21 protein-coding genes are annotated in these 23,214 nt (G+C 62.5%); 14 read left to right on the top strand and 7 right to left on the bottom strand.

The annotated features are described in order from the left end of the window. Positions 1-13 precede the first annotated feature (13 nt). From cydB to LPA34_RS20895, 3 genes are all read left to right on the top strand, one after another. Positions 14-1,015, top strand: a complete 1,002-nt coding sequence (cydB, locus tag LPA34_RS20905) for a cytochrome d ubiquinol oxidase subunit II (protein ID WP_228981754.1) — start codon at positions 14-16, stop codon at positions 1,013-1,015. Between the two features lie 79 nt (positions 1,016-1,094). Beyond that, positions 1,095-1,271 carry a hypothetical protein gene (locus tag LPA34_RS20900; protein ID WP_228981752.1) on the top strand — a complete coding sequence of 59 codons (177 nt, stop codon included), beginning with the start codon at positions 1,095-1,097 and terminating at the stop codon, positions 1,269-1,271. A 333-nt stretch (positions 1,272-1,604) separates the two neighbouring features. Then, on the top strand, positions 1,605-2,324 hold the full coding sequence (locus LPA34_RS20895) for a response regulator transcription factor (RefSeq protein WP_228981750.1): 720 nt from the start codon (positions 1,605-1,607) through the stop codon (positions 2,322-2,324). A gap of 37 nt (positions 2,325-2,361) precedes the next feature. Here LPA34_RS20895 and LPA34_RS20890 read toward each other — a convergent pair whose 3' ends face one another. Further along, positions 2,362-4,203: an ATP-binding response regulator gene (locus LPA34_RS20890; RefSeq protein ID WP_228981748.1), complete on the bottom strand. Its 1,842-nt coding sequence runs from the start codon at positions 4,201-4,203 to the stop codon at positions 2,362-2,364. A 297-nt stretch (positions 4,204-4,500) separates the two neighbouring features. Between LPA34_RS20890 and LPA34_RS20885 the strand changes: the two genes are divergently transcribed. Next, positions 4,501-5,292: a hypothetical protein gene (locus LPA34_RS20885; protein ID WP_228981746.1), complete on the top strand. Its 792-nt coding sequence runs from the start codon at positions 4,501-4,503 to the stop codon at positions 5,290-5,292. 91 nt (positions 5,293-5,383) lie between these two features. Here LPA34_RS20885 and LPA34_RS20880 read toward each other — a convergent pair whose 3' ends face one another. Both LPA34_RS20880 and LPA34_RS20875 read right to left on the bottom strand, forming a co-directional pair. Further along, the gene (locus tag LPA34_RS20880; protein WP_228981745.1) at positions 5,384-5,755 is read right to left on the bottom strand and encodes a type II toxin-antitoxin system VapC family toxin; all 372 of its coding nucleotides are present in this window, start codon (positions 5,753-5,755) and stop codon (positions 5,384-5,386) included. Continuing rightward, complete coding sequence (locus LPA34_RS20875) at positions 5,752-5,949, bottom strand: type II toxin-antitoxin system VapB family antitoxin (RefSeq protein ID WP_228981743.1); 198 nt, start codon at positions 5,947-5,949, stop codon at positions 5,752-5,754. Before LPA34_RS20875 ends, LPA34_RS20880 begins: the two co-directional genes overlap by 4 nt. Positions 5,950-6,460: 511 nt before the next feature. Here LPA34_RS20875 and LPA34_RS20870 point away from each other — a divergent pair. The 5 genes from LPA34_RS20870 to LPA34_RS20850 all read left to right on the top strand — a co-directional run bounded on the left by LPA34_RS20870 (position 6,461) and on the right by LPA34_RS20850 (position 14,162). Beyond that, positions 6,461-7,528: a TauD/TfdA family dioxygenase gene (locus tag LPA34_RS20870; RefSeq protein WP_228981741.1), complete on the top strand. Its 1,068-nt coding sequence runs from the start codon at positions 6,461-6,463 to the stop codon at positions 7,526-7,528. A gap of 102 nt (positions 7,529-7,630) precedes the next feature. Continuing rightward, positions 7,631-8,506 carry an ABC transporter substrate-binding protein gene (locus LPA34_RS20865; protein ID WP_228981739.1) on the top strand — a complete coding sequence of 292 codons (876 nt, stop codon included), beginning with the start codon at positions 7,631-7,633 and terminating at the stop codon, positions 8,504-8,506. A 13-nt stretch (positions 8,507-8,519) separates the two neighbouring features. Then, positions 8,520-9,659, top strand: coding sequence for an amino acid ABC transporter permease (locus LPA34_RS20860; protein ID WP_228981736.1), 1,140 nt, complete (start codon positions 8,520-8,522; stop codon positions 9,657-9,659). A gap of 14 nt (positions 9,660-9,673) precedes the next feature. Next, the gene (locus tag LPA34_RS20855) at positions 9,674-10,417 is read left to right on the top strand and encodes an amino acid ABC transporter ATP-binding protein (protein ID WP_228981734.1); all 744 of its coding nucleotides are present in this window, start codon (positions 9,674-9,676) and stop codon (positions 10,415-10,417) included. Positions 10,418-10,790: 373 nt separating this feature from the next. Beyond that, positions 10,791-14,162 carry an alpha/beta fold hydrolase gene (locus tag LPA34_RS20850; protein WP_228981733.1) on the top strand — a complete coding sequence of 1,124 codons (3,372 nt, stop codon included), beginning with the start codon at positions 10,791-10,793 and terminating at the stop codon, positions 14,160-14,162. Positions 14,163-14,195: 33 nt separating this feature from the next. Here the strand turns inward: LPA34_RS20850 and LPA34_RS20845 are convergent, their stop codons facing one another. Then, a complete protein-coding gene (locus LPA34_RS20845) occupies positions 14,196-15,599 on the bottom strand; it encodes an FAD-binding oxidoreductase (protein WP_228981731.1) in 1,404 nt (467 codons plus the stop codon). Beyond that, a complete protein-coding gene (locus tag LPA34_RS20840; RefSeq protein WP_228981729.1) occupies positions 15,596-16,582 on the bottom strand; it encodes an isopenicillin N synthase family dioxygenase in 987 nt (328 codons plus the stop codon). The genes LPA34_RS20845 and LPA34_RS20840 overlap by 4 nt, the downstream gene beginning before the upstream one ends. Before the next feature lie 252 nt (positions 16,583-16,834). On the opposite strand from LPA34_RS20840, the gene LPA34_RS20835 reads away from it, so the two are divergent. The 5 genes from LPA34_RS20835 to hutC (LPA34_RS20815) all read left to right on the top strand — a co-directional run bounded on the left by LPA34_RS20835 (position 16,835) and on the right by hutC (LPA34_RS20815) (position 20,738). Beyond that, positions 16,835-17,665 (top strand): transporter substrate-binding domain-containing protein, encoded by an 831-nt coding sequence (locus LPA34_RS20835; RefSeq protein WP_228981727.1) that lies wholly within the window; start codon positions 16,835-16,837, stop codon positions 17,663-17,665. An 89-nt stretch (positions 17,666-17,754) separates the two neighbouring features. After that, a complete protein-coding gene (locus LPA34_RS20830; protein WP_228981725.1) occupies positions 17,755-18,405 on the top strand; it encodes an amino acid ABC transporter permease in 651 nt (216 codons plus the stop codon). Between the two features lie 10 nt (positions 18,406-18,415). After that, positions 18,416-19,078 carry an amino acid ABC transporter permease gene (locus tag LPA34_RS20825; protein ID WP_228981723.1) on the top strand — a complete coding sequence of 221 codons (663 nt, stop codon included), beginning with the start codon at positions 18,416-18,418 and terminating at the stop codon, positions 19,076-19,078. A gap of 26 nt (positions 19,079-19,104) precedes the next feature. Continuing rightward, positions 19,105-19,974 carry an amino acid ABC transporter ATP-binding protein gene (locus LPA34_RS20820; protein WP_324251763.1) on the top strand — a complete coding sequence of 290 codons (870 nt, stop codon included), beginning with the start codon at positions 19,105-19,107 and terminating at the stop codon, positions 19,972-19,974. Next, positions 19,971-20,738 carry a histidine utilization repressor gene (hutC, locus tag LPA34_RS20815; protein ID WP_228981721.1) on the top strand — a complete coding sequence of 256 codons (768 nt, stop codon included), beginning with the start codon at positions 19,971-19,973 and terminating at the stop codon, positions 20,736-20,738. The genes LPA34_RS20820 and hutC (LPA34_RS20815) overlap by 4 nt, the downstream gene beginning before the upstream one ends. 5 nt (positions 20,739-20,743) lie before the next feature. Here hutC (LPA34_RS20815) and hutC (LPA34_RS20810) read toward each other — a convergent pair whose 3' ends face one another. After that, entirely contained in the window at positions 20,744-21,436 is a 693-nt protein-coding gene (hutC, locus tag LPA34_RS20810; RefSeq protein ID WP_228981855.1) for a histidine utilization repressor, read from the bottom strand. Between the two features lie 150 nt (positions 21,437-21,586). Beyond that, on the bottom strand, positions 21,587-23,212 hold the full coding sequence (locus LPA34_RS20805; RefSeq protein ID WP_228981718.1) for an HAL/PAL/TAL family ammonia-lyase: 1,626 nt from the start codon (positions 23,210-23,212) through the stop codon (positions 21,587-21,589). Between the last annotated feature and the right edge of the window lie 2 nt (positions 23,213-23,214).

Genomic DNA, 23,214 nt, shown 5'->3' with positions numbered 1-23,214 from the left:
AGGCGAAAACGAAATGGACGTTACCGTAGTGTGGGCCGGGATCATCGCACTGGGCCTTTTCATGTATGTCGTGCTGGACGGCTTCGATCTCGGCATTGGCATTGTGTTTCCGTTCTTCCCGGACGAGAAGGAACGCGACCTGATGATGAATACCGTCGCGCCCGTGTGGGACGGCAACGAAACGTGGCTCGTGCTCGGCGGCGCCGGCCTCTTCGCGGTGTTTCCGGTCGTCTATTCGACGGTGCTTTCGGCGCTGTATCTGCCGCTCGTGTTCATGCTTACGTGCCTGATCTTTCGTGGCGTGTCATTCGAAATCCGCTCGAAGGCGAACCGCACGAAGCATCTGTGGGACCTGGCGTTCATCGGCGGCTCGACGGGCGCGGCGTTCTTTCAGGGCATCGTCCTTGGCGCGTTCCTGCAGGGCATTCCGGTCGTGGACGGCAGCTTCGCCGGCGATGCGTTCGGCTGGCTCACGCCGTTCAGTCTGCTGACTGGCCTCGGGCTCGTCGTCACGTATGCGCTGCTCGGCTGCTGCTGGCTCGTCGCGAAGACCGAAGGCGATCTGCAACGGCGCCTGCATCGCGTTGTCTGGCCGCTCACCGTGGTGCTGCTCGGGTTCATCGCCGTGGTCAGCCTGTGGACGCCGCTGCAAGACCCGGCGATCGCCGCGCGCTGGTTCCATGACGGGCTCTTCTATCGCCTGCTGCCGGTGCCGCTCCTCGTCGCGATCTGCGCGTTCTTCATGCGGCGTGCCGTGCGGAATCGTCACCACAATACGCCGTTCGCGCTCGCGCTCGGACTTGTGCTGCTCGGCTACGCCGGCTTGCTGGTGAGCCTGTGGCCGTATGCGATCCCGTCGAGCATGACGCTCTGGGAAGCCGCCGCGCCACGTTCGAGCCAGGTGTTCACGCTCGTGGGCGCCGCGGTGATCCTGCCCGTCATCCTCGCGTACACGACGATGGGATACTGGGTATTTCGCGGCAAGGTTCGTCATGGCGATATCCATTACCACTAAGCCGCTGAAAACCAGCAGCCATCGCCGGATATCCACTGAGGAAACCGGAACGCACGTCGCACACATCATCGCCAACCCTATGCGCCTCACTGCCCTGACCCGTTTCCGCGCACGCAAGCGCGGTGCCGCAAGCTTCCGTCTGCCTGGCTGGCTCTGGTTCGTGCTGTTGTGGGGCGGCGGTGTTTCGGCGGCCGTCTCGCTCGGTTTCGCGTTCCGGATCTTCATGAACGCGACGCTCTTCGCGGTTTCGCGTTAACGCGATCACGCCGGAAAGCGGGCTGCGAAGCCCACAAGAAACACCCGTTTGAACCGTGCCGCATATTCTGCAATGCCAGGTGTGCAACGGTTCAAAATCGCTTCAATCCACTCGTCTACCTGGTAAGCCATGCAAGGATGTCTGCGTGGCCTGCTGCGGTCGTTGCCAGGGGTCACGCCTCGCAGCGAGGCAACCTGGCGACACAGGGAGAAGACGGACGCGCATCGGCTCGCCGCATCGGGCAGAATAGCCACACTGCGGCGCTGACCGGTTCCGACCGTCAGACAACAAGAGTAGCAGGACAAACCGGCAGGGCCCACACGCGGAGACATCATGAAGTTTCTTGTGGCCGACGACCATGAACTGATCCGCCAGGGCGTCAAAGGCCTGCTGCGCGGACTCGATGCCGATGCCCAGTTCGACGAGGCCGATACGTGGGAGACGCTCGCCGCCGCCGCGCGGCCCGATGCCAACCATGACCTCGCGATTGTCGATCTGCACATGCCCGGCATGGAGGGAGCGGGATCGCTGGAAGTCCTGCTCAAGGCGAACCCGGCGTTGCCGGTGGTCGTCCTTTCCGCTGAAGAATCGCCCGACGAAATGCGCGCCGTGCTCGCCGCCGGCGCGCTCGGCTTCGTGCCGAAGCGCCAGCCCGCGAGCGTGATGTTGAAGGCGATCGAACTGGTGCTGTCCGGCGGCGCCTACGTGCCGATGGAAGCGCTCAGCCTGCTCGGCACGCGCGACGCGGCCGGCGCGGCGGCCGCGCGCGCTCCCGCGGGCGCCGAGACAGCCGTCCTCGAAACCGTGCCGCCCGCGCATCAGTTGCAGCCGCATCAGCGGCATCTGCTGGAAAACCTGTCGCCGCGCCAGCAGGACATCATGCGGCTCGTGCATCGCGGCTGGACCAACAAGATGATCGCGCGTGAACTCGGTGTCGCCGAAGGAACCGTCAAGGTACATCTGTCGGTGATTTTCCGGGCGCTGGGCGTGCATAACCGGTCCACCGCGATCGCCGTGATCAACGGCTGGCTCGAAGCCGGCAAAACGCTTTAGCGCGGAGATTGCACGTATCGTGTTGCGGGCAGTGCGTTCAATGCTGTCCGTCGATGGCGACAGGCGGCTGCGCACCAGCCGACTCGCCACCTGTCGTACCCGATTCGACGCCGCTTTTCGCCGCGTGCTGCTGCCACAGGCTTTCAAGCGTGCGGCGCAGACGCGCCGGCGTCACCGGTTTGTGCAGCACCGGAATACCCTGCGCGGAGAGCGCCTCCAGATCGGGCGAAGCCATGTCGCCGGTAATCAGCAGCGTGGCGACCTCGCCGTGCCCCGCGTGGCGCAGCGCATCGCGCACGGCGTACAGCGCCTGCGCGCCCGTTCGATGGTTCGACAACTGGTAGTCGCAAAGCACCGCATCCGGCACGAACCCTTCGCCGACCGCCTGCAGCGCCTGGATTTCGTCCGGTACGCCGCGCACGACGCAGCCCCAGCGACCAAGCAACGCCGACAGCCCTTCGAGAATCGATGGATCGTCGTCGATGCATAGCACACGCCGCCCTTCGATCGCCGGACTGTTCACCACGGTGTCGCCGAGACTCGACACGATCCGCGCCGGGTCGCCCGGCTGAACGAGGAACCGGAACGTCGAACCGCGCCCCGGCGCCGAGTTCATCTGCAATTCTCCGCCCAGCAGTCCCACCAGCCGGCGCACGGTCGGCAGCCCGAGGCCGTGCCCCTGGCGCGCGTCGCGCTGCGGATTGGCGACCTGATAGAACTCCTCGAAAATGCGCTCCTGTTCAGCGCGCGGAATGCCGATACCTGAATCGCGCACTTCGATATAGCCGCCCGCGCGGCGCCCCGCGCGACGAAAACCCAGCCAGATCGCGCCGTCCTCGGTATAACGCACCGCGTTGGACAGCAGGTTACTCAGCACGCGTTCGAGCAGCACCGGATCGCCATGCACCACGACGGCAGTCGGCGCGATCCGCAGCGCCAGCCCTTTCGCGGCGGCCTGCGGCCGGTACTGGCTACCGACGCGCTCGAACAGTTCGTCGAGCCGGAAATGCAGCCGGATCACCTGCGTCACCCCGCTCTCCAGCCGCGCGAGGTCGAGCACCTGGTTGAACAGCTGGTTGAGCGCCTCGACGTTGCGCACGATATGGTCGGCGGTCTTCGCGTGCTGCGCGGGCGCGACGGTGCCGTCGTTGAGCGACGCCGCGAGCAGCCCGATCGCATGCAGCGGCTGCCGCAGATCGTGGCTCGCGGCCGCGAAAAACCGTGTCTTCGCGAGGCTCGCCTCTTCGGCGACCAGCTTCTGCGCGGCCAGCGATTCGGCCAGATACTGCTGGTCGACGCGCGCCTCGACGACCCGGCGGAACAGCTTCCGGTAGCTCAGCGCATACACGTTGATCGCGCAGAAGAAAAACGCGAGGACGATCGCGAGAATCGTGCGGTCGAACGTGTGGACGCTGAAATGAAGCGCAATGGCCGGCAATAGCAGGAACGGAATCGCGGTCACGAAGTTGAGAAAATCGAAACCGTTCGACATGAACACGCCGGCTGCGAGCGTGACGAGCATCACCGTGTGCAGCAGCGGCAGGTCGACATGGACGCTCTGGAACGCGAACCAGATCGCGGCACCCGGCGCCGAGTAGAGCAGCGCACCGCGCAGCGCGTGCAGATTGATCCAGGCGCGCGGCGAAAGCGCCGTGGGCCAGCGGCGATTGCACAGCCACAGCGCGAGCCCCGCGCAGTTGGCGAAGCCGTAAAAGCCGAAACACAGCGCGAACAGATGGGGGAACGGAATATCGGGCCAGTAGATCGCGACCAGCACGACGATCGAAAACCAGTGCGATACAAAGGCAATCGGATCCTGCGCATACAGGACCGGCACGAGATCTTCGTCAATGGCGCGCTGGATGGGATCGGCCCGCATCGTGCGGTCTCCTTGCCGGAAGCCGGCGGTCTGGACGGCGAACCGTGCGGGTTGCACGCGCCGTGATGTCCGTTCTGCCCGTTATGCCGTTTCGTCGCGATGGTTTACCCGGCAGTTTACCCATCAGCTAACACTTAATCCATATAGGCGAAGCCGCCGGCAAAAACCATACTGGTTGCAACTTACCAGCGCGGCCGAAGCCTTTCGGGGCTTTTCAGACAGCCAGCTTCAAGGCTTCCCGGCGGATTATCCGCTTCCCCCGCGCTCCATGCCTCAAATTAACCGACGGAGGCTTTCATGGGCGCCATTGCGGGCCGCGAACTGGCACGACACCTCGACGACGCGATCCTGCCCGATCTGTGGCGGCGTCGCACCCAACTCTCGCACGACGAAATGGCGTCGATGTACGATCTCGTGCGGCGCACGCTGCGGGCCTATCATCCCGTCGAGCTGCAGGCGCTCGGCGAAGACAAGGAAGAACTCGTCGCGCAGTTCATCTACACGAAGGTGCTGCGTCTCGCGCCGGGCCACACCGGATCGCAGGCCTGCCCGGAAAGCGCGCCGTCGAGCAGCTACGCGCTCTGTGCGTACTTCCGCCGTTATCTGATCGACTGTCTGCGCAGTGCAAGTCATCAACGTAACGTCTCCATGGAAAACGACGGCATGGAACAGGAAATCGACCTGCACGCGCAGGCGCTCGAAGACCCCGTCGACAGCGTGCTGACCGATTACGGTCTCAACGAGCACTGCGTGCGCCGCGCCGCCCGGGCCTTTATCGCCAGCCTCGACGAACCCGAGCAGATCGTGCTCGCCGGCAGCCTTGGCTGGTGCTCCGAATGCAAGGGCGGTCTTTCCGCGGTTGCCGCGCAGTTCAGCGTGCCGTCGTATCACTATCGCGCCGTCAAACTCGGCGTCACCATGAAAAAGACGGCCGACGCCGGCGATTTTTCCAATACGAAGATCGGCTGCTGGCTCACCGACGTACTCGGCATCGAGATCAGTCTCGACAACCGCGACGCGATTCTCGTCGTGCTGAATCTGCTCGCCGCCGAATCGAACGCGCAGGAAATGAATGAAGCAGCCGCCTGACTGAAGCGCAGCTGGGTGCAGTCCTTCGTGTGCGGACCGGGCGCACGGAGGACTGCGTTTTTTGGCATCCGGAAATGCAGCTGCAAGCTATCTAGTGCGCGAGCATCGCGCCGAGATTGAGTTCATCGGCAACTTTCTTCAATCGCTTATCGCGCGTCCAGATGGTGATGCCGGGTTGGAGACGCGCGGACGCCAGCAGTGAAGTGTCGACGTATCCGATGCCGCGGTTGAACAAACCCTCGTGCTTGATCAGGTAAAAAATTTCCTCCGGTGTTGCGACTGGCGCGCGTGGCAGGTCGAGCAAAGCGCCAGACACGGCGTCACGATTACGTAGACTCCCGAGCAAAATCTCGCCTGTCACATAGGGATGAGCCAGCACACGCTCCTCGTTAAGCAGGCTGACCAGCATGGAATCGGAGGCACTGATATGGTCAATCCAGACCGACGTGTCGACCAGAATCATTCAACGTCCTGCCGGCGCCGTGGCGCGCCCTTGATACCCGGTTGGCTACCGCCAAGATTCGCGAGTCGTTTCGCGGCTTCACGCTGGATCAACGCCTTTAGCGCTTCGCGCACGAGTGCCGTTTTTTCCTCTACGCCGGTATAGGCCTGCGCCCTGGCGATCAGGTCGTCATCGAGCGCGATAGTTGTACGCATGGGAACCTCCTTAAACGAGAGCATCAATTATAACATCGAATGATGCCTTTAATAGTGCATTACGTTCCACAACAAAGATCCGTACTTTTATATATCGCTGGCTGTTCGTCGCTGCCGGTGATTTCCTTCATCGCAGCGACCATGTGCATCAGCACTTGCCCCGATTGCGATTCCGGAATGACTTCGTGTATTTGTATATACAAGATCGGATCGGGGCACAGTTAACCGCCATTCAGGGATGTTGTCCAGGTAAAAAACCAGCCAGCGATTTTCCGGCGCCGCGCGAGATTGAAGCCAGCGATCTGCGTTGTCGTCCCAAGGTAGGTGTTTGCCCGCATCGTAGTGATAATTTCTTGATTGACTAGACAACGCGGTTTATCTTGATTTCTTGTATATACAACCATGCGATGCGCCAGATGCCGGCGTCCGGATAAGTCGCAGGTTGGGGACGGTCAAGGGTTGTCCTGTCGAATTGCATCACCGCTACAGTCTCAGTTTCTTTGGAGAGCCAATGTCTTCAGCCGATTATCTGCAGGGTGCATGTGTGTGGAGTGGCGTCGAAATCCAGCAGAACCCTCGATGGGTCAAGGTGTTTCCTCCGGCAGTGCTGGACGGGATCGACGCCGCGGTCGACAAGTTGGGAGAGATCGACTGGAGCGAAGTCGACCGCGATAACTTTCCGCTGCCAGGCGCCGATGCATTCTTCGACGACGTGCGCGATGAACTGGAGAACGGCTCCGGGATGGTGAAGATCCGTGGCCTCGATGTCAGTCGTTATAGCCAGCAACAGTTGCGCCGCATCTGGTATGGATTGGGTCGTCATTTAGGGACGCCCATGTTTCAGAATCGCCGCGGTGAATTGATGCGGGAGATAAAAGACGAAGGTGCAGGAGTGGGCGTCAAGCTCTACGGCGCGACGGTGGACGCAGCGGGCAAGGAATTTCTTTCGTCGGGCGCGCGGACACTCTCGCCCGGAGAGTTGCGCTTTCACACGGACCGCTGCGACGTCGTGGGTTTGCTTTGTGTGCGTCAGGCGTCGGAAGGCGGCGTCAGCAAGCTCGCCAGCAGCGCGACTGTTTACAACGAGATGCGGCGGCTTCGGCCAGATCTCCATGCCCTGCTTTGCGCACCCATTCCGCGGAGCCGGTTTGGAGAGGAAGCGGGAGGGCAGCATGTGACTTACGATCTACCGGTTTTCGGTGTCCGGGACGGTAAGCTGACGAGTCACTTTTCGCTGACCTACATCGAGAATGCGCAACTGCTTTCCGGCGTCCGCAGATTGACCGGTTCCGAGCATGAGGCTATCCGGATGATGCTGGAGCTTGCCCAGAAACATTGCTTCGAGATGCGATTTGCGCCTGGCGACATCCAGCTTCTCAACAACCACGTCATCTATCACGGGCGCACGGCCTTTAAAGACGATGTGAGTACCGGCCAGGATCGAATGCTGATGAGGCTCTGGTTATCAGTGCCCAATTCGCGCGCGTTGCCTGAAGATCATGCGGTCCTTTGGGGGGATGTGTCGGGTGGCATGCCTCATGGCGGCATTGCGCAACCGGCGACGCCGTGCATGAGCTGAGCGGAAGGTACATGGATTTCGCACCGCTGCCGGGGTGGGCAATCTGCAAGAACGTGTAGTCGGTCGTTGAAGGCGCTTCATTCCATAATCGAGGAGACAAAGATGACACAAATCAGAGGTCCTGGCGCAAAAGCACATGCAGGATGGCTTAATCGGGCTGCGGTTGCCTTCGTCTTGAGTGCTTTCACAGTCACCGCGTTCGCTGCATCGGACTTTGGGAAGTGCGAGGTAACGGGAGAAAAAGGTTCGGTCAAGTTGACGACCGTCGTCCCTGGAGCGCTTTCGGTACGACCGGTTCTCGGTGTGCCTGGATGGTGGAATGGCGATTCCCTCGACACGATCAAAGACGGATTCGAGTACTGCATGGCCGCTAACATGGCGTATCGCGCGGGCCTCGATCGAGTGATTCTTGTCAGTCGATCCTTTCAACAGATTCTGACGGGACAATCCCAGGGCTTTGATATCGCGTTGAGTGAAATCACCATCACCGACGCACGCAAGAAGGTGGTGAATTTCACTGAACCGTACTTCGACTCCGATCAGGGGATTCTTGTTAAGGCCGGCACCAAAGTCGACAAGAAGAGCCTGGGTACTCTGCGTTACGCGGTTGAGCGGGGAACCACGGCCTACGATTACATCGTTGAAAAAATCAAACCCGCCGAGCAGCCCAAAGTGTTCAACGATCCTCCTTCCATGTATACGGCACTGGCTGCGGGGCAAGTCGACGCAGTGATCTATGACACGCCGAACGTCCTTTTGCGCGCGAAGAACTCAAACGGCGCGCTGGAAGTTGCCGGGCGCTTCGACACAGGTGAAAAATGGGGCGGACTGGTTAACAAGGATTCTCCTAATCTCGCGGCATTCAACCAGTTGATCGAAGGTCTCAGGAAAGACGGCACGCTCGCACGACTGACCAGCAAATATCTGACTCCGGAGCTCGGCATGGATCCCACCAAACTGCCCGTGTTGACCCCTTAAGCGAGCCGAAACCATGAGCAACACAACGCAACAGACGAGCGACATTTTGCCGGGCGCTATCGGGAGCGGGCGACGTCTGAAGATGGGTGGCATTCCGTGCGTGCCCGTGTCACTGCTGCTTGCGTCAGTGTTGGCGGTATCCGTCGTCGTAGCAGGAAGTGGGTACACGATTGCCGTATTGCGTACCTTCTTCCTGTCAATCCAGTTCGATGGCGCCTCGACCAACGCCATCACCGTATTTCTGGCGCTGCTGTCGATAGTGATCGTCCTGCCGCTGGTTCGGGCACTTCGATGGTCCAGTGGTATCCGCGCCGCGGCTGCGCGCCAGGATCTGGTGCAGGCACGCGTTGCCCGCTCGGCGGCCAGGGACCAGTGCTTTATCACCCTGGGATATGCATTGGCGCAACTGGTCATGATTTTTGTGTTCCAGTTCCTTCTGGTCAACCATCAGGCGGTCGCCAGGACGTTTTTCCAGGTACCGTTGATGGTCAAGACGTTCCCATTGGTACTTTCCGCTTTCTGGATGAACGTGAAGATCTCGGTCGTAACAGAGATCCTGGTCCTGATCTGGGGATTGTTCGTGGCGCTCGCGATGTTCGCGCCGGGCATAGCGGGCAAACCCGTGCGTTTTATCGCAACCGCTTATGTCGATATCTTCCGTGCAGTTCCCGCGGTGCTGGTCATTTATCTGGTTGGCTTCGGGATTCCATTGACCGGTATACCGGTGCTTAAAGATCTTTCCCTCACGATCTTCGTCGTTGTCGCATTGACATTGACGGTAGGTGCCTACGTCGCGGAGATTTACCGCGCCGGAATTTTGAGCATCCACGGGAGCCAGCGTGCCGCGGCCCGCTCGCTAGGGTTGTCCCACTTTCAGACTTTGCGTTTCGTGATCATTCCACAGGGGATTCGACAGATTATTCCGCCACTGCTCAATTCCTTCATTTCCTTGCAGAAGGATACTGCGCTGGTTTCTGTCGTCGGGGTTATCGATTCATTCAACCAGTCGATGTTGATTGCGTCGAATTACTACAACCTCTCTGCTGTCAGCACGGTGGCTCTGCTTTTCATCGTCGTATCAATTCCACAGACCAGATTCGTGGAGCGGATGATGCGGCGCGATCGTGCACGTATGCGCGCCAGCGAAGTCTGAGGGAGACGATTCTGATGTCGTTCATTGACATTCGTGGCATCTCAAAGTCGTACGGTGAGGTGCCCGTTATAAAACGCCTGGCGATGACAGTCGAAGAGCATGACGTCGTCTGCCTGATTGGGCCGTCTGGTTCCGGAAAATCGACACTGCTGCGCTGTATCAATGGCCTTGAGTCGATTGACGATGGCGAAATACTGGTCCATGGAGACCGGATCACCGGTCCTGGTGTAGATGTGAACGCATTGCGTCGAGACATTGGCATTGTGTTTCAGGGCTATAACCTGTTTCCACACATGAGCGTCCTCGAGAACGTGACGCTAGCCCCGATCCGCGTTTTGAAGCAGCCCAGGGACGAGGCCGAAGAATGCGCTATGGCTCTGCTCAAACGCGTTGGCCTCGCACACAAGGCAAAGGAATATCCGGATCGGCTGTCAGGCGGCCAGCAGCAACGTGTGGCGATCGTGCGCGCATTGGCGATGGATCCGATGGTGTTGTTGCTCGATGAAATCACTTCCGCACTGGATCCCGAGCTTGTTTCTGAAGTCTTGAATCTCGTCCGGAATCTTGCGAGTGAAGGGATGACGATGCTGCTCGCAACGCACGAAATGGGTTTCGCACGAGAAGTATCGTCGAAGGTATGTTTTCTGTGCGACGGCTCCGTGTATGAAGAGGGATCGTCGGAACAGATTTTTGGCGAGCCTGAGCGTGACCGGACTCGTGCGTTCCTGAAGAGCATTCGTGAAGCGAAGCGTATCTAGCCGGTCTCCCCGGTCCGTTGTGGTTCAGGTCTCTCAGGCGCTGGGGAAAAGTATTGCGCGGAACAGTGCGCCCAGCGTGCGGTCGAGCCTTGCGCGTCGACGCAATTGCCACTTTGGCATCTGCCAGTGCTGCATTTGCCGAATGCAGAAAGTATTGGCGAGGCGCCCCTGAGGGCCAGCGCCACGCGGGCATGCATGGCGAACGTCAACCTCTAACTCCGGATACCTGCATTTTTTTAATTGTGCGGACGTGTGCCGTCTAAGATAAACAGACGCGCCGCGTGTCCGCCGTGTCGCGCCGCGCCTTCCCGTCCGTTCCGTCCAGTCCTGCCAGGGTTTTCCCACCCTGCGCACGTGCATGCGAGGTGGTCGTATGAACCGCTTGTCCAGCGCCATTGCCGCGATAGAGCCGCATTACGAGGTCGTTGTCGTCGGGTCTGGTTACGGCGGCGCCATTGCCGCGAGCCGCATGGCGCGGGCGAAACGCAAGGTGTGCCTGCTCGAGCGCGGACGTGAATTCATGGCGGGCGAGTTTCCGGCGACACCGCTCGAAGGGATCGGGCAGGTGCAGTACAACACCGCGTTCAAACAGATCGGCTCGCCGCTCGCGCTACTGGAAGTACACCTCAACGCGGAAGTGAATGCGGTCGTCGGCTGCGGGCTTGGCGGCACGTCGCTCATCAATGCGAACGTCGCGCTGCATCCCGATCCGCGTCTGTGGGACGATCCGCGCTGGCCGGCCGCGGTGCGCAACGACCGGGACGGTCTCGACAAGGCGTACGCCCGCGCCGTCGCCATGCTGACTCCGTCGCCGGTGCCGCCGGACTATCCGCGTCTGCCGAAACTCGATGCGCTGGAACTGTCGGCGAAGGCGCTGGGCATGGAAGACCGTTTCTACCGGCCGCCGATCACCGTCACGTTTACGACCGGACCCAACGCCGCCGGCGTGCATCAGGAACGGTGCATCGGTTGCGGCGACTGCAATTCAGGCTGCAATCACGAAGCGAAGAATTCGACGCACATGAACTATCTGCCCGATGCCGTCGCGCACGGCGCGCAGATCTTCACGGGCGCGGCCGTACATTCCGTCGTTCGTGACAAGGCAACGCAGAAATGGATGGTGCGCTACCAGGTGGTCGACGTCGGCCGGGAAATCTATGATGCGCCCGATCTCTTCGTGCTGGCCGATCATGTGATCCTGTCGGCCGGCACGATCGGCTCGAGCGCGATTCTGCTGCGCTCCAAGCAGGCGGGGCTCAGCGTGTCGCCGCAACTCGGCCATCATTTCACCGGCAACGGCGACGTCCTCGCATTCGCGTTCAACACCGACACGGAAATCAACGGCGTCGGCTGGGGCACCCACAAGCCCGGCGACATCCCGCCAGTGGGCCCGACGATCTGCGGCATCATCGATCATCGCGACACGCCCAACGTGAAGGATGGCTTCGTGATCGAGGAAGGATCGCTCGCGGCGCCGATCGGCGGCATGATGATGGGCGTGCTCGGCGTCACCGCTCCGGTCGCCGGCGTGCGCGTGCCGGATCTGCCCGGAGAAGGCGCGCTCGACAGCGAAGCGCGCATTCTCGAAAGCGTGCTGCGCGGGCCGTATCGCGGCGCGATGCGCAACACGCAGACGTATCTCGTGATGGCCCACGACGACGAAAGCGGCGAGATTTCGGTCGAAGACGGCCGGCCGCGCATCAGCTGGCCGAATGCGGGCAAGCAGCCGATCTATGCGACCGTCGAACAATCGCTCGAAGACGCGAGCGTCGCGCTCGGTGGCGAATATGTGCGTAATCCGATCTCGCTCGATGCATTCAAGGACCGGCTCGTGACCGTGCATCCGCTTGGCGGATGCGGCATGGCCGAAGATGCCGCGAACGGCGTCGTCGATCAGGCCGGCCGCGTGTTCAGCGGCGCGGCGGGCAACGCGGTACACGACGGGCTCTACGTGATGGATGGCGCCGTGATGCCGATGTCGCTCGGCGTCAATCCGCTGCTGACGATTTCCGCGCTGGCCGAACGCAACTGCGTGCAACTGGCTACGTCACACGGCTGGACTATCGACTACGAATCGGCGGGCACGTCCGCGCCGCCGTCGCAACCGAAGGTCGGCATCCGCTTTACCGAAACGATGATCGGCGACTACACGCCCGCTGGCGCGAAGAATGCCGTCAGGATGCAGTTCACGGCGACCATCAAGTCGGACGATCTCGACGACATGATGAAGAATCCGCAGCATCGTGCGGGCATCGCCGGCACGATGACGTGCGTTGCGTTGTCGGCGCAACCGCTCACGATCAGCGAGGGACGCTTTAACCTTTTCGTCGTCGACAAGGACAATGTCGACCGGCGCGACATGAATTACCGGATGACGCTCCAGTCCGTCGAAGGCAAAACGTACTACTTCTTCGGCCAGAAAATCATCACGCACACCTCGCTGCTCGAACTGTGGACGCAGACCAACACGCTCTACGGCCAGATGCGCGAATCGCCCGCCGAAGACGCGCCCGTCATCGGAACGGCGACGCTCATCATCACGTTCGAGAATTTCCTGAAACAGTCGCGCACCTACGACATCACCAACGCGCCCGACGCCGAAACGCGGCTCGCGTGGGCGGTGAAGTTCGGCAAATTCTTCAGCGGCGTGCTCTTTAACGAATATGGCGGCGTCGCCGCGCCGCTGCAATATTTCGACCCTGACGCGAAGCCGCGCGTGAAGCGGGCCTTGCGCGCACCCGTGCAGCAGGTTTCGTTCTTCAACACCGAAGACGGCAAGACGCTGCGGCTCACGCGTTTTCACGGCGGCAACAACGGGCCGGTTCTGCTGGTTCACGGCTCGGGTGTGTCGAGCCGTATCTATTCGACGGATCTCATCGATACGAATCTCGTCGAATTCCTGTGCGCCACGCAGCACGATGTATGGCTCGTCGATCTGCGCGTGAGTATCGAGCTGCCGGGTGCGCCCGACCCCACGACCGCCGACGCCGTCGCGCGATACGACATCCCCGCTGCCGTCGCGAAAGTGCGCGAGCTGTCGGGCGCGGACAGCATCCAGATTTTCGCGCACTGCTTTGGCGCCGTGGCCTGCACGATGTCGCTGCTGTCGGGGTTGAAGGGCGTGCGTTCCGTGGTGCTCTCGCAGGTCTCCGCGCATCTCGTGCCCCCGCTGCCCGCGCGGATCAAGGCGGGCCTGCACCTGCCGGACATTCTCAAGCACATCGGCATCAAGGACATGACCGCGTACACGAAACGCGACACGTGGCCGAAGAATCTGATCGACGACGCGCTGAAGTTCTATCCGGTGGAAGACGATGAAGAATGCACGAGCGCCGTGTGCCATCGCGCGACGTTCCTGTACGGGCTGCTCTACGAACACGCGCAACTCGACGACCTGCTGCATTCGAATCTGCAGGAACTGTTCGGCGTACACGACGTGGAACTCTTCGACCAGCTGGCCGAAATCGTCCGCAAGGGACACCTGGTTAGCGCCGATGGCGACGATATCTACATGCCGAATATCGCCCGCATGAACCTGCCGGTCGCGTTCATTCACGGTTCGGAGAACCGCGTTTATCTACCCGAGAGCACGGAGAAGACCTACAACCTGCTGGTCGACCAGTTCGGGCCGGATAACTTCGAGCGCCACATCATCAACGGATACGGCCACATCGACTGCATATTCGGCAAGCGGGCCGCGATCGATGTCTACCCGGTGATTGCACGGCATCTGCTAGCGCATTGAGCAAAATGCCCGATGCGCGAGCCGCGCTCGTGTCTAAAGAAGTTTGCCCGGATTCAGGATGCCGTTCGGGTCGAGTGCATGCTTGATCGCGCGCATCGCCGCAAGCTCCTCTGGCGAGCGCGAGATCGGCAGAAACTCGCGCTTGAGAAGCCCGACGCCATGTTCCGCCGACACCGAGCCGTTCAGCGGCCCCAGCATCTCGTAGACGAACGCGTAAATCGCATGATGTCCGACGCCCGGCACCGAATGACCGTCGACGGTCACATGCAGGTTCGAATCGCCGATATGGCCGAAGAAATATGAACGGTTGCCCGGCCATTTTCTGTCGAGCGCGGCACGACACTGGTCGACAAAGCGGCCGATCTCGCCGATCGAAAGGCTCACGTCGAAATTCACCGGGTCAAGCCGCGATGGAAACTCCGCGGTGCATTCGCGGATCGCCCACAACGCGCGCGCATCGGCGACCGATTGCGCGATCACCGCGTCGCGGATCGCGCGCGATTCCAGCGCATCGCCGAGCGCGGATGCGAAGCGCTGGCCGTCGTCGGCGGCATCGAAACTTGCATGTTCGATCAGCGCGTAAAGCGGATAAGCCTGCGCAAACGGCGAACGCGCTTCAGCAGTCAGCGACACCCCAAAGTCGAAGAAATCCGGCCACATGATCTCGAACGCACCGATATCGTTGCCGAACCGCTTCGTCAGACGGCGCAGCAGGTCGACCGCCGCGTCGTAGCCATCGAGCGCGACGAGCGCCGTATGACGCGACGCACGCGGCGGATGCAGCTTCAGCACCGCGCGCGTGATGATGCCAAGCGTGCCTTCCGAGCCGATGAAAAGATGCTTGAGATCGTAGCCCGTGTTGTTCTTGACCATCCGGCTCATCGAAGTCAGCACCGTACCGGTTGCCAGCACGGCTTCGAGCCCCAGCACCTGCTCCCGAGCGGTGCCCGACTGGATCACGCGATTGCCGCCCGCGTTCGTCGCGAGATTGCCGCCGATCTGGCATGACCCGCGCGCGCCGAGATCGAGCGTCAGTTCGAAACCCGCCTGCGCCGCGGCATCCTGCGCGACCTGCAACGTGGTGCCCGCACGCACGGTCATCGTCGCCGACGCGACATCGACGTCCTCGACGCCGCTCATGCGCTCAAGCGAGATCGCGATATCGGCCGCGCGGGGAATCGCGCCGCCCGCAAGACCCGTCATGCCCCCTTGCGGCACGACGCTCTGATGCGCGTCGTTGCAGATCATCATCGCGCGCGCCACCTGCTGCGTCGTGCGCGGCAACAGCAGCGCCGCGGGACGCATCGGCGCGTGGCGCGTGTAGTCCGTCATCGACCGTTCGCCGATCTCGTCGCCGGTGCGTACCGCGTCGTCGCCGATTGCCTCGCGCAGCGCGTTGAGTGTCGCTGCCAGCGCTGCGTCGTGTTCCATCGTCATGCCGGTGTTCCCTGTGTTGCGTGTTTTTTCCGGTAGCCCATCGAATCGTTGATGCGCCCAAGGATGTAGTCGCCGGCTGCGACGGGTTCATACCGGCGTTCAGCTTCGCTCACACCCAGATCGTGCGGATCGACCCGCGCGCCATACGTCGGATCATAGAACGTCGCGATCGAATAGCGCTCGCGGCCCGACGCGTTGATCACGCGATGCAGCGTCGAGCGAAAGCGGTCGTTGGTCCAGCGTGCGAGCAGATCGCCGACATTGACGACGAAGCTGCCCGGAACCGGCGGCGCATCGACCCACGTGTCATTCGCGATTTCGCGCACCTGCAGGCCGCCCACCTGATCCTGCCACAACAGCGTGATGCAGCCGTAGTCGGTGTGCGGAGCGACGCCGAACTGGTCCGCACCGGACTGCGGCGGCTGCGGTGGGTAATACACCATCTGCGTGCGCTGCATGCGCTTCGTATAGCGCGACGCAAAGAAATCCTCGCTGATTCCAAGGCCGGCCGCCACCGCGCGCAGCAGGTCGGCGCCGCATGCGGCCACCGCCTCGTAATAGCCGTACAACACCGGACGCAATTCCGGCATGAAGTCCGGCCAGTTGTTCGGACCGCGCAACGCCTGCCCCGCGCGCACATCGGGATCGTCCTCCGGCAACTCCAGCCCGATGCTGAAAAACTCCTTGTAGTCGGGCCGTTTCGCCTGATACATCGTGGCGTCGCCCAGCGCATTGAACCCGCGATGCCGCTGGTTCACCGCGGCGCGCCGCTTCGTTTCGACAGGAAACGCAAAGAACGTGCGCGCGGCGTGTTCCGCAGCATCGATCGCGGACTGCGGCACACTATGGTTCACGACGTAGAAGAAGCCGATCGTCGTGCAGGCGTCGTAGATCTCGCGGCCCACGCGCGCGAGTGTCCGCGGATCCTTACCGCCATGCAGGCCGGCGAGGTCGATGACCGGAATACGGGTGACAGGTGGCATCGCAACGCTCCGTGTAAGCCCGGCACGCACAGGCTGACGCCCAGGCGGGAAAAGACATCATGACTTCATCGTTGTATATACCGCCAAAAGCGCCTTCGCAAGGTGCAGCGCAATGCCGGGCAGCGGCCAATGATCAGACCTTCACACCGGCATGCGCTTTATTTTTTCGCACCAAAACTGCGGTATATACTGCCTCGCATGGCTCGCGTCGACCATCATCGCGCGACACCGCTTTGCCCACCGGAGAATCTCATGAGCATCCTTGCAGGCTGGAAGTGTCGTCTGATGGCGTTGACGTTGTGTGCCGCGAGCATCGGCAGCGCGTATGCGGACGATCAACTCGCGAAAGTGAAGAAGGCCGGCGAACTCGTCGTCGGCACGGAAATGCAGTTCGCGCCGTTCGATTTTCTCGAGAACGGCCAGCAGGCAGGCTTCAACAAGGACCTTTTCGCGGAGGTCGGCAAGGAACTCGGTGTGAAGGTCCGCTTCATCGACCTGCCCTGGCCAAGCGTGCTGCCGGGCCTCGAAGCCGGCAAGTTCGACATGGTCGGCGGCCCGCTGACGGTGACGAAAGCGCGCATGGAACGCTACACGTATACCCTTCCCATCGCCGACGCCACCGACGCGCTGCTCAAACGCGCGAACGACACGAGCCTCAAGCAGTCGTCGGATATCGCCGGCAAGACCGTCGGCGCGGGCAAGGGCTCGGCGCAGCTCGACCAGCTGAAGGCCTATGTGGCGACGCTGCCGAAGCCGCCTGAAATCCGCGAATACGTCGACAACAACCAGGCTTACGCCGACCTCGCCGCCGGCCGCATTGCGGCGGTCGCGAACTCGATGACGAACATCGCCTACGTCGCGAAACAGCGTCCGGAAGCCTTTGCTGTCGTCATGCCGCCGTTCGGCGCGAAAGTTTACTTCGCGTATTGCCTGCGCAAGGACGCGGACAGCAAGTCGCTCGCCGATGCATTCAATGCCGCGCTCGTGAAGATGCACGGCGACGGCCGTCTCACCGCGCTGCAAAAGAAGTGGTTCGGTGTCGCCATGGATGCGCCGACCACGATGCCCACGCCGAACTACTGATGCGCTGACGCAGTGCGCGGTGCGTGTCCGGGTCAAAAGACACAACGACACGGCACGCACCCCGCAACCAGACTTCGCTTGCAGGTGACATGTTCAGCACAACCGTCTTTGCACAGGGCCTGCCGCTGCTGCTTCATGCGGCGCTGGCCACCGTCGGAATCTCGCTGACCGGACTTCTGACCGGCTTCTTCGTTGCCGTGGGCGTCTGCTCGTCGCGGCTCTCCGCCCATCGCGCGGCCCGCATGTTCGGCGGCGCCTACGTGTTTTTCTTTCGCGGCGTCCCGATGCTGGTGCAGTTGCTGCTCGTCTATTACCTGCTGCCGTTCGTGGGTATCAACGTATCGCCGCTCGTCGCCGCGATCAGCACGGTCTCGCTCTGTTCGGCCTCGTATATCGCGGAGATTCTGCGCGGCGGCTTTCTCAGCATTCCGCCCGGACAGATTGAGGCCGCGCGGATGCTTGGCCTGTCGCCGCTCGACATGCTGCGGCGTATTCAGGTGCCGCAAGCGTTCCGCCTGACACTGCCTTCGCTCGTGAATGAAATGGTGCTGCTCATCAAGGCGTCGTCGCTGATCTCGGTGGTCGGCGTCGCTGAAATCACGCGCACGGCGCAGAATATCGCCGCCAGCACGTACCGGCCGCTCGAAGCGTACGTCGCTGCCGGGCTCATCTACTTCGTGATCTGCGGTGCGCTGTCGCTCGTCGCACACGCCGCCGAACACCGTTTGCAGCACGCCTGAGGTCATCGCGATGCAGCAGTTCGATCCCACCGTCATCACGCACAATCTCCAGCCGATCGCAGCCGGGCTCCTCACCACGCTCGGCACGTGGGTCGCGGGCGTGCTGATCGGCCTCGTGCTCGGATTTGTCATCGCGGTCCTGCAACTCTTCGGCGGGCGCTGGATGCGTGGCGTGCTGCGCGCGTATATCGAACTCTTTCGCGGCACGCCGTTTCTCGTCCAGCTGTTTCTGCTCTATTACGGTGGCCCGTCGTTCGGCCTCACGCTCGAACCGATGACCGCCGGCGTGCTCGGTCTGGGTCTTTACGGAAGCGCCTATTTTGCAGAAGCTTTCCGCTCCGGCTTTCAGTCCATTCCGCGCGGCCATCTTGAAGCGGCATCTTGCCTTGGGCTTTCGCGCTGGCAAACGGTCGTGCGTATCCAGGTGCCGCAAATGCTGGTGCTGATCGTGCCCGCGCTGACGAATCTGATCATCGTGCTCAGCAAGGAAACCGCCGTGCTGTCGATCGTGACCGTGCCCGAACTCACGTTCGTGCTGACCGGCATCGGTTCGGCCACGTTCGCATTCGTCGAGACACTACTGGTGCTGTGCGTCTGCTATCTCGCGCTGGTCGAACTGACCTCGCGCGCGGGCATGTGGGCCGAGCACCGTCTCTCCCGTTTCATGGCATGAAACCTGGCGCGACACTGGACGTGAACATGAATGCAATGACCGACATGCCCTCTTCCCTTTCTTCGTCCGGTTCGTCACACACCACCGCCACGCCGCTCGTCCAGGTGCGCGACCTGCGCAAGCGCTTCGGCGAAAACGAAGTGCTGCGCGGCGTCGATCTCGACATCGGAAAATCCGAAGTGGTCTGCATCATCGGGCCGTCGGGTTCGGGCAAAAGCACGCTGCTGCGCTGTCTCGCCGCGCTCGAAACCTACGATCACGGCGACGTGCGCATCGAAGGCGAACTGCTCGGATACAGCGAACGCAACGGCAAACGCGTGCGCGCTTCGCAGGGCGAGATCAATCGCGTGCGGCGCAACGTCGGCATGGTGTTTCAGCAGTTCAATCTGTGGCCGCACATGACGGCGCTCGGCAACGTCATGGAAGCGCTGCGGCGCGTGCGCAACCTGTCGGGCGACGTGGCCCGCAAGCGGGCGCTCGCGATGCTCGACACGGTCGGTCTCGCGCACAAGGGCGACGCGTATCCGGCGAAGCTCTCCGGCGGCCAGCAGCAGCGCGTGGCGATTGCGCGCGCGCTCGCGATGGAGCCGCACATCATGCTGTTCGACGAGCCGACCTCCGCGCTCGATCCGGAACTCGTCGGCGAAGTGCTGCAGGTGATGAAACAGCTCGCGCGCGACGGCATGACGATGGCTGTCGTCACGCACGAGATGGGCTTCGCCGCGCAGGTGGCGGACAAGGTCGTCTTTATCGATGAGGGCCGCATTGCCGTCGAAGGCAATCCGCGTGACGTGTTCCATGATGCGCGGCAACCGCGTCTGCGGCAGTTCCTGCAGAACTACATCGACCGCAACGCGTTCTGGACTCAGGGCAGCACCGATGGAGAACCCGCGTGAGCAGCAACGCCTCGCGTAGCGGAAGCGCAAACGCCGCGGGCGCCACGGCCACGCGCTACGAACAGGTGAAGCGCCATATTCGCGACACGATCGAATCCGGTGCGCGCCAGCCAGGCGACCGCATTCCCTCGGAACTCGATCTCGTCGCATCGCTCGGCGTTTCGCGGATGACGGTCAATCGCGCGCTACGCGAACTCACGAGCGAAGGGTTGCTCACCCGTGTGTCCGGCGTTGGCACGTTTGTCGCCGAAGCGAAGCCGCAGTCGACGCTCCTCATGATCGCGCACATCGGCGACGAAATCCGTTCACGCGGCCACGACTACACCTGCGACACGCTGCTCACGCAACGCGAGACCGCGCCGGCCGGCGTATCGAACGCGCTCGGGCTTGCGCCGGGCGCGTCGGTGTTTCATGTGATCTGCGTGCATCGCGAGAACGGCCTGCCGGTGCAGCTCGAAGACCGCTACGTGAACCCGGCGATCGCGCCTGACTTCATCCAGCAGGATTTCTCCGCCGTGCGGCCTTCGGAATATCTGTACGCGACCGTTCCGGCGCACGACATCGAACATATCGTCGACGCCGGACTGCCGACGCGCGCCGAAGCCGGGCTGCTCAAGATCGCGCTGGAAGAACCGTGCCTGACGCTCGTGCGGCGCACGTGGTCGAGCGGTATCGCCGTTACGTACGCACGCTTCGTGCATCCGGGATCGCGTTACCGGCTGGGTTGCCGGTTCACGCCCGATACGTCGCTACGTCAGGGATAAACGCTTCACACGTGCCCGGCCAGATGGAAACGCGAAGCCGGGTGCCACAGGCGCACCGACGTCGCGACGTCGTCGCCGACCCATGTCCTGCGCCACAGCATCAGGCACGGCTCGCCGATTTCCATCATCAGATGACGCCGCACGTTGGCATCCGGCTTTTGCGCGTAGATGCGAAACTCGGCCCGCTGGATCGGCGCGATGCGCACCATGTAGTGATTCGGCGTTTCGAGCGTGAAGTCCTGTTCGAGATACGCCGGGAACACCTTCGGGTTCACGAAGCGGTCTTCATACTGGATCGGCTCACCCTCCTCGGCGTGCACGATGCAGGAATGAAACGCGGGGCCCTCGTCAAGGCCAAGCGCTTCGAGCGAAAGCGGATCGTCGCCCGGTTCGAGCATCAGGAGGCGCGCCGTGTGACGGTGGCCGCGCGCGGCAATCTCGTCGGCGATATTGCGGATTTCCAGCACGGTCGATTCATAGCGCTGCGGCGCGACGAATGTGCCCGAGCCCTGCACGCGCGTGAGCACACGCTCGGTGGTGAGCTCGCGCAGCGCACGCGAAACCGTCATGCGCGCGACGCCGAATTCCTTCACCAGTTCGGTTTCGGATGGAATCAGCCCGCCCGGCTTCCATACGCCCTCCGAGATGCGCTTCACCACGTAACGCTTGATCTGCTCATAGGCAGGCAGCGCCTTCATCGATACGGCTGCGTGCGCGCTGTCCGTCCGGTCCTCTTTTAGTTCTGTGCTTTCGTTCAGATTCACGTCGACCTCGTGGGTTGTACGCAAGTACCGGCGGACGAGCCGGTTGGGCCGCCGCCATGTCAATCCGGTGGCTCACGGGCTCTATCAGCCCGCGCTAGCCACCGAATGAGGATCGTTCGCCGCGATGTTAGCAGTGTCGGAGGTGGCGATGTCCGTATTGCTGGCAAACGTGAACGCAGCGTCGTCCGTGGGCGGCGTGGCGAGTTTGCCCGGCGTCGGGAAAAGCGGTGGTGCGGTCTCCGCGATCAGGTGGAACGCGGCAGCGATGTCGCCGGCAAGCGGACGGTCGTCGCGGTACGTCGGCACGAGACTGCGTACCCGGCGCCACAGCGCGTCGGTATGCGGCGCGCGGGCGGCGGCGATGGTTTGCAGGTCGTAGGCCTGCGCCGCCGCCAGCAGTTCGATCGCGACGATACGGCCCGCGTTGTCGACGATTTCCAGCGTCTTCAGCGCGGCCGGCGTCGCGTGACACAGATGATCCTCCTGCAGCCCCGACGTAATGCCGCCGTCGAGACTCGCGGGTGCCGCGAGCCGCCGGTTCTGCGCGACGAGCGAAGCCGCCGTGTACTGCGCGATCATGAAGCCGGAGCACGTGCCGCCCGGCTCCGCGAGAAACGCAGGCAGACCGCTTACGAGCGGATTGACGAGCCGGTCGAGACGACGCTCGGCCATCGCCGCGACCTGCGCGATCGCGGTGGCGAGGCTGTCCATGGCGAGCGCGATCGAGGCGCCCACCGCGTGCGCCTGCGAATACACGCGCGGCGCTTCGGGCGTACCGGCGACGATCGGGTTATCGGTGATCGAGGCGAGTTCGCGATTGACGACATCCGCCGTGGCAACGAGCACGTCACGCGCCGCGCCGTGCACATGCGGGATGGTCCGCATGCTGAGCGGATCCTGCGTGTGCCGCCCGATGACCGCCGCGAGAATGCCGCTGTCGGCGAGCGCATTGCGCATCCGTTCACCGACGACGTTCAGCCCCGGCGAAACGCGCAACGCGAGCGAATCGGCGTCGAACGCGGCGAGTTGCCCATGCAGGTTCTCGAAGCTCATCGCCGCGACGGCGTCGGTCCAGTCGAGCAGACGTTCGGCCCGTGCAAGCGCCAGCGCGGCGAGACCCGTGACGCAGGGCGTGCCGTTGACGAGACACAAGCCCTCTTTCGCTTCGAGCACGAGCGGTTCGCGCCCGAGCCGGCGCAGCGCCTCGCGGCCGCTGATGCGCTCGCCGCGATGCCGCGCGTGCCCTTCGCCGATGCACACCAGCGCGATGTGCGCCATGTGGCTCAGATAACCGACCGAGCCGAAAGCCGGCACTTCAGGCAGGCAGTCGGCATCGAGCAGCGCGACGAGCTGGTCGGCGACTTCGAGGCGAATGCCGGAATGGCCGTGCGCGAAATTGTTGACGGCCGCCGCGATGATCGCGCGCGTTTCCGCGACGCCGAGCGGTGCGCCCACGCCCACTGCGTGGCTCATCAGGATATTGCGTGACAGCGTGCGCTGCTCGGAGGGCGAAACGATCACATCGCACAACGCGCCGACGCCGGTATTCACGCCATACGCGCGAATCCCGCGCTCGACGATCTGCTCGACGAGCACGCGCGCCGCGGCAATGCGGGCGCGCGCATCGGCGGAAAGTACCAGTGGCTCGCCGGCGGCAATCGCGGCAACCTGATGCCAGTCGAGAGGACGATCGGAACGGATGACGGCCATGA

Source organism: Paraburkholderia gardini, from assembly GCF_907164575.1.
GTDB lineage: Bacteria > Pseudomonadota > Gammaproteobacteria > Burkholderiales > Burkholderiaceae > Paraburkholderia > Paraburkholderia gardini.
Note: the sequence above shows the minus strand (reverse complement) of the source record. Positions and strands in the feature narration are given on the sequence as shown.